The following is a 16,096-nucleotide window of genomic DNA, read 5'->3' as shown; positions in this document are numbered from 1 at the left end:
CCAGCGATCCTCCCCCAGGGGTACGACATAAACCAACGCGTTTAGTGCAGCTCACGTCGGCCACCGGGCGCGGTGCGAGGAATGCCCGGAACAATCCGGAAACGAAACGGCCCCGCCTCCGATGAGGGAGGGCGGGGCCGGCGTCGTACGGAAAATCAGTGCTTGTTGTTCTCGGTGTCTTCCTGGTAGGTCGCGCCACCGTCGGACTCGTGCGACAGCACCCGGGCCCCACCCTCGGGCGGGCCGGCGACCGCGCCCTGCTCACCGGCCGCGAGCTCCGGGAACTTCAGGTCGAAGGCCGGCCGCTCGGAGCGGATCCGCGGCATCCGGTCGAAGTTGCGCAGCGGCGGCGGCGACGTGGTGGCCCACTCCAGCGAGTTGCCGAAGCCCCACGGGTCGTCGGCGACCGCGACCCGGCCGACCTTGTACGACTTCCAGATGTTGTACAGGAACGGCAGCGTGGCCAGGCCCAGGATGAACGAGCCGATCGTGGAGACCGTGTTCAGCGTGGTGAAGCCGTCGCTGGGCAGGTAGTCGATGTACCGGCGGGGCATGCCCTTGGTGCCGAGCCAGTGCTGCACCAGGAACGTGGTGTGGAAGCCGATGAACGTCAGCCAGAAGTGAATCTTGGCGAGGCGCTCGTCGAGGAACCGGCCGAACATCTTCGGGAACCAGAAGTAGATGCCGGCGAAGACCGCGAACACGATCGTGCCGAAGAGCACGTAGTGGAAGTGCGCGATCACGAAGTACGAGTCGGAGACGTGGAAGTCGATCGGCGGGGCCGCCAGCAGCACACCGGAGAGACCACCGAAGAGGAACGTCACCAGGAAGCCGATCGCGAACAGCATCGGCGGCTCGAAGCTGATCTGGCCGCGCCACATCGTGCCGATCCAGACGAAGAACTTCATGCCGGTCGGGACCGCGATCAGGAAGCTCAGGAAGCTGAAGAACGGCAGCAGCACCTGGCCGGTGACGAACATGTGGTGCGCCCACACCGACATCGACAGCGCGCCGATCAGCAGCGTCGCGGCGACCAGGCCCTTGTAGCCGAAGACCGGCTTGCGGCTGAAGACCGGGATGACCTCGGTGATGATGCCGAAGAACGGCAGGGCGATGATGTACACCTCGGGGTGGCCGAAGAACCAGAAGAGGTGCTGCCAGAGCATCGGCCCGCCGGTCGCCACGTCGAAGACGTGCGCGCCGAGGACGCGGTCGGCAGCCAGCGCGAAGAGCGCGGCCGCCAGGAACGGGAAGACCATCACCGCGAGCAGCGCCGTGACCAGCATGTTCCAGGTCATGATCGGCATCCGGAACATGGTCATGCCGGGCGCGCGCAGGGTCAGGATCGTGGTGATCAGGTTCACCGAGCCGAGGATCGTGCCCAGACCCGAGATCGCCAGGCCGACCACCCACATGTTGCCGCCGACGCCCGGCGAGTGCAGCGAGTCACTCAGCGGGGTGTAGGCGAACCAGCCGAAGTCGGCGGCGCCGCCGGGGGTCAGGAACCCGCCGATGGTGATGAGGCCGCCGAACAGGTACAGCCAGTAGGCGAAGGCGTTCAGCCGGGGGAAGGACACATCCGGCGCACCGATCTGGATCGGTACGACGTAGTTGCCGAACGCGAACACGATCGGTGTCGCGAAGAACAGCAACATGATCGTGCCGTGCATGGTGAACAGCTGGTTGTACTGCTCCGGTGAGAGCAGCTGCATCCCCGGCCGGGCCAGTTCGGCGCGCATCAGCAGCGCCATGAGGCCGCCCAAGAGGAAGAACACGAAGGCGGTGATCATGTACATGATCCCGATCTGCTTCGCGTCCGTCGTGCGCAGGATCCGGGCGAGTGCCGAACCCCTGACCGTCCGTCGCACTGGATACGGACGGGTCGCGATCGGCGACGGCGCAACGGTCGTCACGAATTGCCTCCGTTGTCTCGTTCGACCCACTCGGCACACCAAAGATCAGGCGTACCTCGCTGGCAGAATAGTCCCCCACCGACCCCTCGCCTTCGCGGGGTGCTCGCGGGGTGACCGAAGGGCCACCCAGGACGAACGTCAGCCAGCGAAGATCGACCACCCTTGCCGGCCCGCCGGCGAGGTGATCCATGATCGACGGAACGGCCCGCGCTCAGACCGGCGCGACGAGCTCCTTGTAGTGGTCGGTGAAGATCTGCAGCCCGCGACGGCGCAGCATCGGATCGCGCAGCGTCGGCGGCACGTCCCTGGTGCGGTCCCGCTCGCGGGTGCGGTCGCGCACCTGGGCACAGCGCGGCCGGCGGCGCTCCTCGTACGCCCGCAGGGCGCCCGGGATGTCGGCCTGCGACTGCCGCAGCTCCTGACCCAGCACCCAGCCGTCCTCGAAGGACATGGCGGCGCCCTGGGCCAGGGTCGGCGCGGTGGCGTGCGCAGCGTCGCCGACCAGCACGACCGGGCCGCGCGACCAGGTGGGCAGGACCACCTCGTCGGTGCGGGCGACCGACACCTTCTCGATCCGCTCGAGGATCGCCGGGATCGGGCCGCCGAAGGACCCGAAGATCTCCTGCAGCCGCGCACGCGGATCGGCCGGGTTCGGCGTCTCGGGCGCGGTCTCGTCGGCGTAGCAGTAGATCTTGCGGCCGCCCATCGGCATCGCGACGAACTGGGCCCGGCGGCCGAGCACCGCGGTCCAGTCGGTCAGTGGCGGGCCACCGGAGACGACCGAGCGGTAGACGATCTGACCCGTCGGCGTGGCCGGGCCACCGAGGCCGATCCGGTCGCGGATCGTCGAGCGGCGGCCGTCGGCGCCCACGACCAGGTCGTATTCCGCGATCGCGCCGGTGGAGAACTCGACCTTGGCGGCGCCCTCGACGATCTGCACGTCGCGGACCTCGGTCTCGTACCGCACCTCGCCGCCGACCCCGGTGAGCAGCACCTGCTGCAGGTCGGCGCGGGAGAGGGCGCGGGACTCGCCGACGCCGGCCCAGAGCGCGGCGACGTCCATCTCGAACAGCTCGCGACCGCGCGTGTCCAGGAAGACCTGCCGGAAGATGAGGTCGCCGAGCGGGCGCAGCGGAACGTCCAGGCCGAGCAGGCGCAGCGCGCGGGAGGCGTTCCCCGGGAGATAGATGCCGGCGCCGGGACTCATGCTGGCGGGTAGCGACTCCACCACATCCGGCCGGAAGCCCGCCACTCGCAGGCCCCGGGCCGCGGCCAGACCGGCGATGCCGGCGCCCACCACGAGGATGCGCAAGGTCATCGGCCAACGCCTTCCTGTCGATGGATACGCGTCGGAGCCAGAACACTACCGCCTGCCACCTCCGCGGGAAAGCCACGATCAACATCGAGTCCGGTCCGGGCCAGGCCCTGGGCTCCTGACCACAGTGGTGTCACCCCTGCGGGTAATTCCACGGCGGCGAACGCGCGCCCGGCGCGAGCGAGAGCAACGGCCCGGCGCGCCCGGATCACCCGGCGCGGCAGGTGCGGCAGCAGTTCCATCCCCGTCATGCGGGCACCCAACCATCGGGGTACGACAATTCCGGGTCCGTGCGGCGACCGGCAGAATCCCCGGTATGCCGGACCGTCTCGACGAATACCGCCGCAAGCGGGACCCCGCCCGTACCCCCGAGCCGGTTCCCGCGGAATCGGAGAAGCCGACCGAGCTGTCGCGCTTCGTGATCCAGCAGCACCACGCGCGCAGCCTGCACTGGGACGTCCGGCTGGAACGTGACGGCGTGCTCGTCTCGTTCGCCGTCCCGCGCGGCCTGCCCCGCGATCAGGCCCGCAACAACCTGGCCAAACACACCGAGGACCATCCCCTGGAATACCTCACCTTCGCCGGCGAGATCCCGGCCGGGGAGTATGGCGGCGGCCGGATGACAATCTTCGACCGCGGCACCTACGAGACCGGCAAATGGCGTGACGACGAGATCAGCGTCACGTTCCACGGCGATCGGACCAGGGGGCGGTACGTCTTCTTCCGGACCGGTGGCGCCGACTGGATGGTCCGCCGCATGGATCCTCCCGAGCCCGGCTGGGAGCCGATGCCCGCCGATCTGCGGCCGATGCTGGCCACCCGCGCGGCCGGGCTGCCCACCGACGACGCCGACTGGGGTTACGAGATGCGCTGGGCGGGGCGGCGCTGTCTCGCGTACGTCTCCGGGGGAAGGGTGCGTCTCGGCGGCGCCGGCGGCGAGGATCTGACCTCTATATTCCCGGAGGTGCGGGCGCTGGGCCCGGCGCTCGCGCCGGTCGAGGCGGTCTTCGACGGCGAGCTCGTGGCGTTCGACGGCGCCCGCCCGGACCCGGATCGGCTGACCCGGCGCGCCACCGCGAAGAATCCGAAGAGGAGCAGCGAGAAGGACCCGGTGCAATTCCTGCTGTACGACCTTCTGTGGCTCGACGGTCACACCACGACCGAGCTGCTGCGCTACGCCGAGCGCCGCGAGCTGCTGGACGGCCTCGCGTGCGCCGGGGAGCACTGGCAGACCCCGCCGTTCTTCCCCGGCGGTGGGGAGTTCGCCCTGGACGCGGCCCGGTCGCAGGGCCTGTCCGGCGTGGTGGCGAAGCGGCTCGACTCGCCCTACCTGCCCGGCCGGGCGAGCCGGTTGTGGCGCGAGATCACGGTGAGCTGAGGGGCACCCCGGTCGCGCACCCCGGAGCGGCGGTACCGAAGATGCAACCGGCAGTTTCGTTCAGGAGCACTGCGGCTCGCCCGATGGCGGGGGAAAGCCTGCGACCGCAGTGGAAAGGGTAACGACCTCAGCATGCACCCGTACCCGCCCTCGTCCCCCGTCGCCGTCCCCGATCCGGCCGCCGAGCTGTGGCAGTCCGCGGTGCGGGTGCTGGACACCAACTGGTCCGGTGAGCACACGGTGCCGTCCCGGCGTCTCTATCCGCATCAGTGGAGCTGGGACACCGCGTTCACCGCGGTCGGGCTGGCCTACGTGAACCCGACCCGGGCCTGGCACGACCTGCACACCCTGTTCGAGGCGCAGTGGCCGGACGGGCGGGTGCCGCACATCGTGTTCGACCCGGCGACCGCGGAGGACGACTACTTCCCCGGGCCCGGTTTCTGGAACCTGCCGGTCCTGGCCGGTCGCCCCGCCCGGCGCAGCACCGGCATCGTCCAGCCGCCGCTGCACGCCCTCGCCGCGTGGGAGGTCTACCGCCATGCGTCGGCGCACGGCGCGGCCTGCGCCGGCGCGGCGCGTACCGAGCTGGCCTGGCTCTACCCCCGGCTGGTGCGGCAGCAGGAGTACCTGACCGAGCGCCGGGACGCCGCCGGCGGTGGTCTGGCCTCGATCGTGCACCCGTGGGAATCCGGCCTGGACAACAGCCCGGCCTGGGACCAGGCGCTCGCCGGGGTGCCGGCCGACCTGACCCTGCTCGATCGTCATCCGCGGCGTGACCTGGCCGTCTCGGACGCCGCGCACCGGCCCACCGACGAGGACCACGCGCGGTACGTCGGCCTGATCCTCAACTACCGCGACGGCGGTTACTCGGACACCGAGCTGGTGCGGCGGCACCCGTTCGCGGTCGAGTGCCCGGCCTTCAACAGCATCCTCGGTGTCGCCGAGCTGGCCCTCGCCCAGATCGCCGGCGTGCTCGGCCGGACCGGCGACGCCCGGCGGCACCGGGACCGGGCCCGCGAGATCACCGCGGCGATCTCCCGCCGCCTGTGGGAGCCGGAGAGCCGGACCTTCCGTGCCCGCGACGCCCGCACCGGACGGCTCAGCCCGGTCCGCTGCGTCAGCGGGCTGCTCCCGCTGATGCTGCCCGACCTGCCCGCCGACCAGGTGGAGGCGATCATGGCCGAGGCCCGCTCGGAGCGGTTCGGGCTGCCGGCGCCGAGCGTGGACCGGACCGACGGGAGCTTCGACACCCACCGGTACTGGCGGGGGCCGGTCTGGGTGAACGTGAACTGGCTGCTGCGCCGCGGGATGCAGGTGCACGGCCGGCGCGGGGAGGCGGAGCAGCTGCGGCGGGCGATGTTGCGGCTGGTGCACGAGCACGGGCACTACGAGTACTTCCACCCGGAGACCGGGCAGGGGCTGGGCGCGCCGACGTTCAGCTGGACCGCGGCGTTGTGCCTGGACCTGCTGGCCGATCGGTCGGCGCCCGCCTACGCCCGGGCGGACTGACGGTGTGACCGTTCCCCTGCGCCGGCGATCGGCACTCCGCGCTCAGGGGACCCCCGGTCCGGCGTGACTCGCGGCCCGCGGCTGGTTCTCATGGGCGTTATTCGTGCCTCATAACGCCCATGAGAACCAGCCGGGAGGGTGAGCGCGGCACTGCCGGGACCACCCGCGGGGATCGCGTGGGTCCTTCTGAGCGCGACCACCCACGGACGTCGCCCTTGCGGGTTTCGCGTTCTGGGCCGCCTCGCGGCCCTGCGAAGCCCGGAAGGGTCCCCGCGGGAGCGACGGTCCGTACCCCGGCGGAGATAGGCAATGAAGATCTTGAAGTTGATCCTCTAGAAGACGACCACGGAGCGCAGGACGTCGCCGGTGTGCATCTTGGCGAAGGCCTGCTCCACGCCGTCGAGCGGGATCTCCTCGGTGACGAACGCGTCCAGGTCGAGCCGCCCCTGCCGGTACAGCTCGGTCAGCATCGGGAAGTCCCGGCTGGGCAGGCAGTCGCCGTACCAGCTGGACTTCAGCGCGCCGCCGCGGCCGAAGACGTCGAGCAGCGGCAGCTCGACCGTCATGTCCGGCGTGGGCACGCCCACCAGCACCACCGTGCCGGCCAGGTCCCTGGCGTAGAACGCCTGCTTGTACGTCTCCGGCCGGCCCACCGCCTCGACCACCACGTCGGCGCCGAAGCCGCCGGTCAGCTCCCGCACCCGCTCGACCACGTCGTGCTCGCGCGCGTTGATCGTGTGGGTGGCGCCGAAGCCACGCGCCCACTCGAGCTTCCGGTCGTCGGTGTCGATCGCGATGATCGTGGTGGCCCCGGCCAGCGCCGCACCGGCCACCGCGCCGTTGCCGACCCCGCCGCAGCCGATCACCGCGACCGAGTCGCCCCGGGTCACCCCGCCGGTGTTGATCGCGGCGCCGAGGCCGGCCATCACGCCGCAGCCCAGCAGGCCGACAGCGGCGGGGCGGGCCTGCGGGTCCACCTTCGTGCACTGGCCGGCGTGCACCAGCGTCTTCTCCACGAACGCGCCGATGCCGAGCGCCGGGGACAGCTCGGTGCCGTCCTCCAGGGTCATCCTCTGCTTCGCGTTGTGTGTGTTGAAGCAGTACCACGGCTTGCCCTTGTCGCAGGCGCGGCAGTTGCCGCAGACCGCACGCCAGTTGAGCACCACGAAGTCACCGGGCGCGACGTCGGTCACACCGTCACCGACCGCCTCGACGACCCCGGCCGCCTCATGACCGAGCAGGAACGGGAACTCGTCGTTGATCCCGCCCTCCCGGTAGTGCAGGTCGGTGTGACACACCCCGCACGACTGCACCTTCACCACGGCCTCGCCCGGTCCCGGGTCGGGCACCACGATCGTGGCGATCTCGACCGGCTTGCCCTTCTCCCGGGCGATCACGCCCCGCACCCGCTGACTCATCTGTCGCACGCACCTTTTCCCATAGCCGAGACCTTACGGAGTTTTCAGCAACGCTTCGGCCAGCTTGCCGAGCTGGCGGGCCTGAGCCGGGGTGAGCCGGTCGAAGACCAGCTGCTGCACCGTCTCGGCGTGGCCGGGGGCGCTCCGGACGACCTTGGCGAACCCCTCGTCGGTGAGCACCGCGATCTGCACCCGGCCGTCGGCCCGGTCACGCTCCCGGCGCAGCCAGCCCTGGCCCTCCAGCCGGGCCACCACGTGGGAGAGCCGGGACAGCGAGGCGCAGGCGCGTCTGGCCAGGTGACTCATGGGGAGCCGGCGGTCCGGATGCTCGGAGAGCGTCATCATGACCAGATAGCCCATGTGCGTGAGCCCGGCGTCCCGCTGGAGCTGCGCCTCCAGCGCCGCGGGCACCTTGACCAGCACTTCGACCAGGTTCCGCCAGGCCTCCTGCTGCTCCTGCGACAACCAGCGGGGCTCTTCCATGCTGGCAGATTAGTGGCGTTCGGACAGTCCAGCATGGGCCGGGTGGACAGCATTCCACAGCGGGTCACCGAATCGATCGACTTACGTGAACCTCACCGAGTAGGCTGTCCGAGGACTTTCCACCTCGACACGACGCCGGAACCGGCTGGCTGGGGGGCCTCGGCCGGTTCCGGCGTCGTGCACCTAAAGGGAAAACAAAGCGTTCAGAAATGAACGCGCAGAAACCGAAATTCAGGCGGGCGGATTGTCAAGTCCGGCCTCTTCGAGAGAGTCCGCTTCTTCCTTCGTTTTGTGCACGGCGCCGTCCGCGTGCTCCGGCGGGCCGTAAACGGTGTGCAGAACCAGCGGGTTCGGCCCGTCGTTGACGAAGTTGTGCTGGACGCCGGCCGGGACGACGACCAGATCGCCCTGCTGCACCGTGCGGGTCTCCCCGCCGACGATCGCCTTGCCGACGCCGCTGACGAAGGTGAGGATCTGGTCCACGTGGTGGATCTCCTCGCCGATCTCGCCGCCCGCGGGGACGGTCATGATGACGAGCTGGGTGTGCTTACCGGTCCACAGCACCCGGCGGAAGTCGGGACTCTGCTCGGCGACGGTGGCGATGACGTAGTGCTCCATGCCGAGCACGCTATCCCGGCGGGCCACGGTCTACGCCAGGCCGCCCGGAACCACCGGGGACGGGCGGCCGATCAGGTATCCCTGGACGTAGTCGACACCGAGCTCGCGCAGCATCCGCAGGGTCGCCTCGTCCTGGACGAACTCGGCGACGGTGTGGATCCCGTACGCCTGACAGACCTGGACCAGCGCCCGGACCAGCACCTGATCCTGCGGGTTGCCGACCAGATCGACGACGTACTCCCCGTCGATCTTGACGAGGTAGATCGGGAAGAGCCGCAGATAACGGAACGACGCGTAGCCGGAGCCGAAGTCGTCGAGCGCGAGCGAGCACCCCAGGTCGCGGATCCGGTCGGCGAACCGGCGGGCCTCGCTCAGGTTCCCGATCAGCGCGGTCTCGGTGATCTCGAAGGTGAGCTGTTCCGGGTTCACCTCGTACTGCGCGAGCAGGCGCTCCACCTCGGCGGTCAGCCGCGGGTCGCCGACCGAGCGGCCGGACAGGTTGATCTGCAGGCCCATCCCGGGCTGCTCGGCGGCCAGCCGCATGGCCCGCTCGACCACCCACAGGTCGATGTCGAAGACCGCGTCGAGCCGTTCCGCGGCGTCCAGCACCTGGGTCGGCGACTGCGGCCCGTCCGCCTCGTCGAGCACCCGCAGCAGCAGCTCGTGCCGGGTCACCCGGTTCGTCTGCAGCTCCAGGATCGGCTGGGAGTAGAGCGTGAACCGGTCGGTGCCGAGCGCGTCGGCGACCCGGTTCCGGTAGGAGCCCTGCCGGTCGCGGGCCGGCACCGGATGCGCCACCAGCGTGATCGGGCAGTCCGCCTCGCGTGATTGGCGCCAGGCCTGCTCGGCGTCGATCAGCAGGTCGTGGCTGCCGGCCTCGCCGTCCGGCCGGAAGCGGACCAGACCGCCCCAGACCTGCGCGCCGGAGTCCGCGCGCACCGCCTCGACCAGGGTGTCCGCCTGCGCGCACGCCGCCTGCCAGGTGCACGCGGCAAGCAGCACCGCGATCTCGTTGGTGCCGACCCGGCCGAGCAGCTGATCCGGGCCGACCCGGTCCTCCAGGCTGCGGGCGGTCCGGTGCAGCAGCTCGTCGCCGCCGCCCTCGGCCTGCACGCGCAGCACGAGCAGCGCGCCGGCCGCCTGGCGCAGCGCCCGGTCGATCTCGTCGGCGAACCGGGCCCGGGTCAGCAGACCGGTCGCCGGGTCCGGCTCGACCAGAGAGGTCTGCACGGTCTCGCCGCGACGGGTCAGCCGGGCGTCCTCGCGGCGGGCGCGCTCGCGGTCGGTGACGTCGCGGACGGTGCCGCGGATGCCGCGGACGGTGCCGTCCGGGCTCATCATCGGCTCGATCCGGCAGTCGACGTCGAACCAGCCACCGTCGTGGCGCATCAACCGGACCGTGGCACGCACGGTGGCCCGGGTGGTCCAGGCCTCGGTGATCGCGCCGAGCGCGGCGGCGAGGTCGTCACGGTGCACGAAGTGAGCGAGGACCTGCCGGGTCATCCCGCCCTGCGCCGGCACCCGGCCGAGCAGCGCGGACAGGGCCGCCGACCAGACGATCTGATCGTTGGCGGCGGTGTAGGAGAACCAGGCCGCCCGGTCCTCGGCCGGTGGGCGCGGCTCGGGCAGCGAGGCGGCCGGCGGCGCCCAGCGCTCGCGTTCCTCGGGCACGGTCATACGGCAGCACCTCCCCCCTCGCGCACGACTGTTCCCCCAGCCACCGAAGTCCCCTACCTATTACGACCTGTCACCGGGCCGTAGTAACAGTCAACGCCATAGTCAAAGTTTTGACGTATCCGCAGGCGAGGCCAGGAGCAGGGAATTATCGCCCATCCAGAGTATCGAAACAACCGAACGGCGGACCGCTTTACCGCCCAATTGCACCGAAAAGCGTCTCACCCTCCATGACAGACAGTCACTGTTTGTGTCGAGTGGAAAACCTTGTGCAGTTTCCTACCCGCAAGGCGCCGTCCACATGCACACCCCGTCCCCGGAACCCTGCGCTGGGTGATCCTCACTCCCCGGCCGGCGTGATCTCCAACTCGGCGATCCGCTGCCACACCGGCCGCATCGCCGCCTCCGGCTCACGGGCGAAGACACTGCCGCGAATCCGGACGAACACGCAGTTGCCGACCCGCTCCAGCACCGCCTGCCGGCGCATGTCGCTCTCCCACTGCTCCGGGCCCCGGTAGGCGTCGCCGTCGCACTCGATCGCCAGCCGCCGCCCGTCCGGCGCGTTCAGCACGAAGTCGATCCGGTACCCGCCGATCCGGAACTGCGGAATCGGCCGGTGGCCCCGCATCGCGAGAAGGCGCAGCACGTCGCGCTCGAAATCGCTTTCGCACCGGGCCGCCGGATCGCTCACCGTGGTTTCCACCGAGACATTCAGCGCGTACGACAACAGAAGCGCCCGTGCGTCATCCGGGAGCAACCTCTCCGGCCGGACGGAATGGTAAATCCACAACTGGTCACGGGCCCGGGACGCCGCCACATTGATCCGGCGGTGGTAATCGCGTTTGGTGAACGCCGCGATTCGAGGATCATTCTCGGACACGACCATTGATACGAGCATCACGTCACGCTCGTCGCCCTGGAATGTGTAGGCGTCACCGACCCGCAACCGCCGCGCCTGGAGCTCGTCCTCCCCGATCGCCTCCCGCAGCCGGGTGAGCAGGTGCCCCGCCTGACCGCTGGTGCTCAGCAGACTGATCACGCCGAGCGTCCTGCCGTCGTACCGCGGATCGGAAATGATCTTCGTGACACGGTCGACCAGGGCGTCTGCCTCCGCGGGGTTGATGTCACCGACGCCCGGCAGGGTCACCCGGGCACCGTCGGCGCAGAACTCGGCCCGGATCGGCGGCAGCGCCGGACGATCCGCCCGCAGCGGCATGATCTTGCCGTCGTAGTAGTTCCGCGACGAGAACTCGATGATCTGCGGCACCGACCGGAAGTGCTCGGTCAACAGGATCCGCTCCGGCGACCGTCGCACCGCGTGATCATAAAGTGACGAATCCGGGTCGAAGTGTTCGGCTGACGGCACGTCGGTCAGGTGCCGCTGGATCAGCCCCTGCACCGAGCCGACGAAGCCGAGCTGCGGACCGATCTGCTGATCGTCGCCGACCACCACGGCCCGCTCGGCCAGCGACAGCACCGGCAACGCGAAGAGATCCGCCTGGGACGCCTCGTCGACGATCACCACGTCGAAGTGGCTGGTCTGACCGACCCCGCTCCGGGCACCGCCGGCGAACTGCTCGATCGCCCGGTCCACCGACATGACCCAGACCGGCACGGCCGAGACCGCCGACTCCATCGCCCGCTGGGCGTGCGCCTGCCAGAGCGCGGCGCTGCGACCGGTGCCCTTGCCGATCTTGCGCAGGGCGGTGGTCCAGTCCGCGAGGGCGGCCCGGCGCCGGTCGTTCAGGGCACGGGCCACTTCCAGCCAGGCGGAGGCGACGACCAGCTCACCGGTCAGCCGGCGGATCTTCGCCCGGGCCCGCTCGACCCGCCGGGCCAGCAGCGCCGGGTCGACGTCGCCGACCACGTCGTCGAACCAGGTCTGCGCGCGCCGCCACTCCCACGCCTCCAGGCACGCCTGACCGGAGACCACCGGATGCTGCCCCGTGGCGATCTTGGCGGCCCACTCCGGCGCCGCGTTCACCAGCCGGTCGTGCACGGCGTGGAACCGCAGCACGTCCGGCTGCAACAGTGCCACCCGGGTGATCTCCACGATCGCCTCGTCCCACCCGTCGAGGGTCTGCCACGCCCGCGCCAGCTCCGGCCACGGCGTCAGCCGCCCGGCCACCTCCCGCTCGGCGGCCCGCGCCCGCTCCAGAGCGAAGACCTCGCCGGCGCCGTCGATCAGCTCGGCCACCGCCGCGAGTCGCTCGGCATCCAATTCAAGATCAGCTTGCGGTACGACCCTGGCCATCCGCTCCACGAGCGGCGGCCAGCGCCGCAGATCGAACTCGAGTGACTGCGCCGCCTCGGTCAGCAGCAACCCGGACCACACCTCCGGGTCGGTCCAGCCGCCGGCCGGCTCGGAGATCCGCAGGCGCTCCACCCAGTCCGCCCACACGTCACCGAGCCGCCGATGCGCCTGCAACCGCCGCACCCGGGCCACGACCAGGTCCACGTCCCCGGCCGTGCGCATCGGCTCGCCGTCGACCCGGATCTCCTCCGCGACCCGGAACAGGGCGGACTGCAACAGCCGGTTCAGCCCCTTGCCGGCCGCGAACCGCTGACGGATCTCACCCAAGCGCGCCAGCAGCAGCTTCGGCTCGGCGATCAGCTGCTCGCCGATCGTCACCCGGTGACCGGCCTGCTCCTTCGCGCTCACGGCCAGCTCGTCGAGCAGAGCCGAGACCCCCGCGACGTGATCCGCCCACAACGTGCGCCAGTGCTGGTCGTCCATCAGCCGGCCCAGACGGTCCGTCCAGGTGCCCTCGCGACGACGCAGCCACGACACCGCGTCGCGGAGATCGTTCATCAGCTCGGTGTGGGCGGGGCCGTGCTGCGACCGTACAAAATCGACATCGACGCCCTGGTCGGCCAACCGTGACAGCCGCGCCTCGGCCTCGGCGATCCCGGCCCGGCGGGCCGAGGCCGTGGCCTCGTCCGGAAGATCCACGATCTCCGGCAACGGCCGCATCGAGGCTGCCCGGTCCTCCGGCGTGATCCGCGCCGCGAGCTTGAGCAGCGACGCGAACTCCTCGATGGTCAGCGGCGGCGGGCCCGAGATCGGATCCGGAATGCCACCGTGCGCCGCGGCGCGCTCCCGCAACCAGGCCCCGACCTCGGCGGGAAGCAGCCCGACACCACCGATCTGGTACGTCGCGGCCTCACTCTCGGCGATCAGCCGCAGACCCGCCATCGCCGTGGCCAGCTCGCGCTCGGCCTCCTCCAGATTCGCGGTGAGCCGCTCGACCTGGCGTGCCTCCGCGTCCTTGTCCAGCGTCGCCGCCCGATCGGAGAGCTCCCGCGCGGCCAGCTGCAACTGGACCAGCTGATCGGTGGTGCGACCCAGAACCGCGAGGCAGAGCGCCTGGACCTCCTCGGGCAGACCGTCCCGCAGGACCCGGAGCGGCTCCTCCTTCTGCGCGACGACCAGGACCCGCTTGCCGTTCGCCATCAGGTGGCAGATCAGGTTGCGGATGGTGTGCGTCTTGCCGGTGCCCGGCGGACCCTGAACAGCGACGTTGCGATGCTGGGCCAGCCTTCGCGCGATCGACTCCTGGGCCTCGTTCGTGGGCAGCGGCATCAGCAGACGCTCGCCGACCCGGGTCCAGGCCTCCGGATGGTCGTCGGGCATGACCAGGCGGCTCGGCTCGTGGGCGAGAACGGCGGCCAGGGCGCCGACACCGTCGGTGGCGTGCTTCTCCGTGAGGCGGTTCCGGAGGTTCTCCAGGAAGCCGCGGAGCTGGCGCTGGCGGGGACGGGCGAAGAGGACGGCGGTGTCCCTGATGAAGGTTGTGGCGCTCCTTGCGGTATCCGCTTTCCCGGTTGCCTTGTCGCCGCTCGCTCTTCCGCCGGTCGCCTTGTCGCCGCTCGCTCTTCCGCCGGTCGCCTTATCGCCGCTCGCTCTTCCGCCAGTCGCCTTGTCGCCGGTCGCGGGGCCTTGGCCAGGCACCGCCTCCGCTGCCTCCTCGCCGGGCGTCGGCTGCCTGCCGGACGCTGACTCCTGGCCCGTTTCCGGCCTTTCGCCGGGCTTGAGGATCAGCCGGTCGTAGCCGAGACGGGTCAGCGCGCGCTCGAAGAACTCCCGGCGTTCGAAGTCGTTCCACAGATCCACTTCGACCACCCCACCGGGGCCGGCCAGTCCCTGGAGCTGGCCGAGGTGACGCTCGTCGAGCCCGTGCAGAGCATCCGTCTGCAGCCGCGACGGCCCAGCCGGGGAAACGGAGATCAGGGCGCGGTCCGCGTCGTACTCGATCAGGACCGGCGTCGCGACCAGCGGATACCTCACCCGGGCCCCGTCGATCGTGGTCTCCAGGATGCCGTGACCCCAGACCATCTCGGTGGTCGCGGCGGCCATGTCGAGCTGGTGCATCCGGTCGAACAGCTTCCGGTGCAGCTCACGGGTCTGCTCGGCCGCCGTGGTCAGCTGCGACCAGGGGCGCCAGGTCTCGTCACGCCACCGCTCGAACGCATCCGCGTGATCCTCCGCCGGCTCTGAAGCGGCGGCCTCCCGCGCCTGGTCCACGCTGGATCCGGCGACTGCCGCGCCACGATCCACCGCGGGTTCGGCAGCGGCGGTGACATCGCCACGAAGACGCCGGCGCAGGTCAGCCGGAACCTTCACCGGCCCCGGCAACTCGGGCCGGCCCACCCGCAGCCAGGACGCACCGTCCGCACCGGGACCGGCCTGGCAGTCCGGGTGGGCGGGCAACCCGTTCAGCCAATGGGCATCCGAGGGCACGGTGCGAGCCGGGCGGTCCATCTGCGCGCGCACCGCGAGGAGGTAGTCGGCGACCGCGACAGCCCGGTCCCGGATCGTCGTGGGCGACTCCATCCCGTGAAGTCTAGAGGCGGCCCCGCCATGCCGTGAGCGCGGTTGCCCACCGTCCAGCCCTGGCCGGTGCGCTCGGAGGTCCCGCCGTCCCCGCCGCATCCCGGTATTGGGGAGCGCTTCAGGAATGGCCGGGGCTCAAGCCTCCTCCGGATCCCGCCCGACCGCCGAACGGCCCCCGTCCAGCGGGATGACGGCCCCGTTCAGGAAGCCCGCCGCATCCGACAGCAGGAACGCGACCACCTCGGCCACCTCCGCCGGACTCCCCATCCGGCCCAGCGGTTGCAGCAACCGGATCTCCCGGTCGAAGGCGAGGCGGTCCGCTTCCGGGAGCCCCCGGAGGTACGCCGCCGACCGCTCGGTCGCGACAGACCCCAGGGCAAGAGCATTCGCGCGTACGCCCCGGGGCCCGTAATCGACCGCCAACGCCCTGGTCAGCCCCTCGATCGCAGCCTTCGCCGTGGAATACGCCAAAGCACCGCGCACCGCCCGCTGCGCCTGGTGTGACGACATGTTCACGATCGCCCCACCGGCGGGCAGCAACCAGCGCAGCGCCACCGCGCATCCGGTCAGCGCGAGGTCGAGATTGTGCCGGATCAACGCGCTCATCTCGGCGGCCGAGGTCTCGTGCAGCCACGCCGCAGGGAAGACGGCCGCATTGTTGACCCAGCCCCGCAGCGGGGCGGCAGCCGCCGCGGTCCCGGCCGCCAGCTCGGCCACCGACTGGTCCGTGGCGTCACCGACCACCGGGATGATCCGCTCCCGCGCCGGATGCGCCGCCACCCAGCCGACGGCCTCGGCGTCGCTGTCCAGCACCACCACCGTGTCCTGGCCGGCGGCCAGCCGCTCGGCGATGGCCCGCCCGATTCCCCGGCCGCCGCCGGTGACCACGAAAGACCCCGCACCCATCGCCTGCCCCCAGAGGCCGTCCGGTCAGCTCCCTCATGACCTTATCCA

Annotated in this window: 10 protein-coding genes; 2 read left to right on the top strand and 8 right to left on the bottom strand. The window is 70.8% G+C overall.

Features of this window, described 5'->3' with window-relative positions:
* Positions 1 to 155: 155 nt before the first annotated feature.
* On the bottom strand, positions 156 to 1,913 hold the full coding sequence (gene ctaD, locus Acy02nite_RS11225) for an aa3-type cytochrome oxidase subunit I (RefSeq protein WP_203739901.1): 1,758 nt from the start codon (positions 1,911 to 1,913) through the stop codon (positions 156 to 158).
* Between the two features lie 211 nt (positions 1,914 to 2,124).
* Positions 2,125 to 3,231, bottom strand: coding sequence for an FAD-dependent monooxygenase (locus tag Acy02nite_RS11220; RefSeq protein WP_203739900.1), 1,107 nt, complete (start codon positions 3,229 to 3,231; stop codon positions 2,125 to 2,127).
* 313 nt (positions 3,232 to 3,544) lie between these two features.
* Here Acy02nite_RS11220 and Acy02nite_RS11215 point away from each other — a divergent pair, with 313 nt between their 5' ends.
* Both Acy02nite_RS11215 and Acy02nite_RS11210 read left to right on the top strand, forming a co-directional pair.
* Entirely contained in the window at positions 3,545 to 4,606 is a 1,062-nt protein-coding gene (locus Acy02nite_RS11215; RefSeq protein ID WP_203739899.1) for a DNA polymerase ligase N-terminal domain-containing protein, read from the top strand.
* Between the two features lie 132 nt (positions 4,607 to 4,738).
* Positions 4,739 to 6,115, top strand: a complete 1,377-nt coding sequence (locus Acy02nite_RS11210; RefSeq protein ID WP_203739898.1) for an MGH1-like glycoside hydrolase domain-containing protein — start codon at positions 4,739 to 4,741, stop codon at positions 6,113 to 6,115.
* Positions 6,116 to 6,447: 332 nt separating this feature from the next.
* Here the strand turns inward: Acy02nite_RS11210 and Acy02nite_RS11205 are convergent, their stop codons facing one another.
* The 6 genes from Acy02nite_RS11205 to Acy02nite_RS11180 all read right to left on the bottom strand — a co-directional run bounded on the left by Acy02nite_RS11205 (position 6,448) and on the right by Acy02nite_RS11180 (position 16,048).
* Positions 6,448 to 7,533, bottom strand: coding sequence for an S-(hydroxymethyl)mycothiol dehydrogenase (locus Acy02nite_RS11205; RefSeq protein WP_203739897.1), 1,086 nt, complete (start codon positions 7,531 to 7,533; stop codon positions 6,448 to 6,450).
* Positions 7,534 to 7,566: 33 nt separating this feature from the next.
* Entirely contained in the window at positions 7,567 to 8,016 is a 450-nt protein-coding gene (locus Acy02nite_RS11200) for a MarR family winged helix-turn-helix transcriptional regulator (RefSeq protein WP_203739896.1), read from the bottom strand.
* A gap of 231 nt (positions 8,017 to 8,247) precedes the next feature.
* Entirely contained in the window at positions 8,248 to 8,634 is a 387-nt protein-coding gene (locus tag Acy02nite_RS11195; protein WP_203739895.1) for a cupin domain-containing protein, read from the bottom strand.
* Positions 8,635 to 8,664: 30 nt separating this feature from the next.
* Positions 8,665 to 10,311 carry an EAL domain-containing protein gene (locus Acy02nite_RS11190; RefSeq protein ID WP_203739894.1) on the bottom strand — a complete coding sequence of 549 codons (1,647 nt, stop codon included), beginning with the start codon at positions 10,309 to 10,311 and terminating at the stop codon, positions 8,665 to 8,667.
* 337 nt (positions 10,312 to 10,648) lie between these two features.
* On the bottom strand, positions 10,649 to 15,142 hold the full coding sequence (locus Acy02nite_RS11185) for a PDDEXK-like endonuclease domain-containing protein (RefSeq protein ID WP_239174573.1): 4,494 nt from the start codon (positions 15,140 to 15,142) through the stop codon (positions 10,649 to 10,651).
* 135 nt (positions 15,143 to 15,277) lie between these two features.
* The gene (locus Acy02nite_RS11180; protein WP_203739893.1) at positions 15,278 to 16,048 is read right to left on the bottom strand and encodes an SDR family NAD(P)-dependent oxidoreductase; all 771 of its coding nucleotides are present in this window, start codon (positions 16,046 to 16,048) and stop codon (positions 15,278 to 15,280) included.
* Between the last annotated feature and the right edge of the window lie 48 nt (positions 16,049 to 16,096).

Source organism: Actinoplanes cyaneus, assembly GCF_016862095.1.
Taxonomy (GTDB): Bacteria; Actinomycetota; Actinomycetes; order Mycobacteriales; family Micromonosporaceae; genus Actinoplanes; species Actinoplanes cyaneus.
This window is presented reverse-complemented; position numbering and strand designations above follow the sequence as displayed.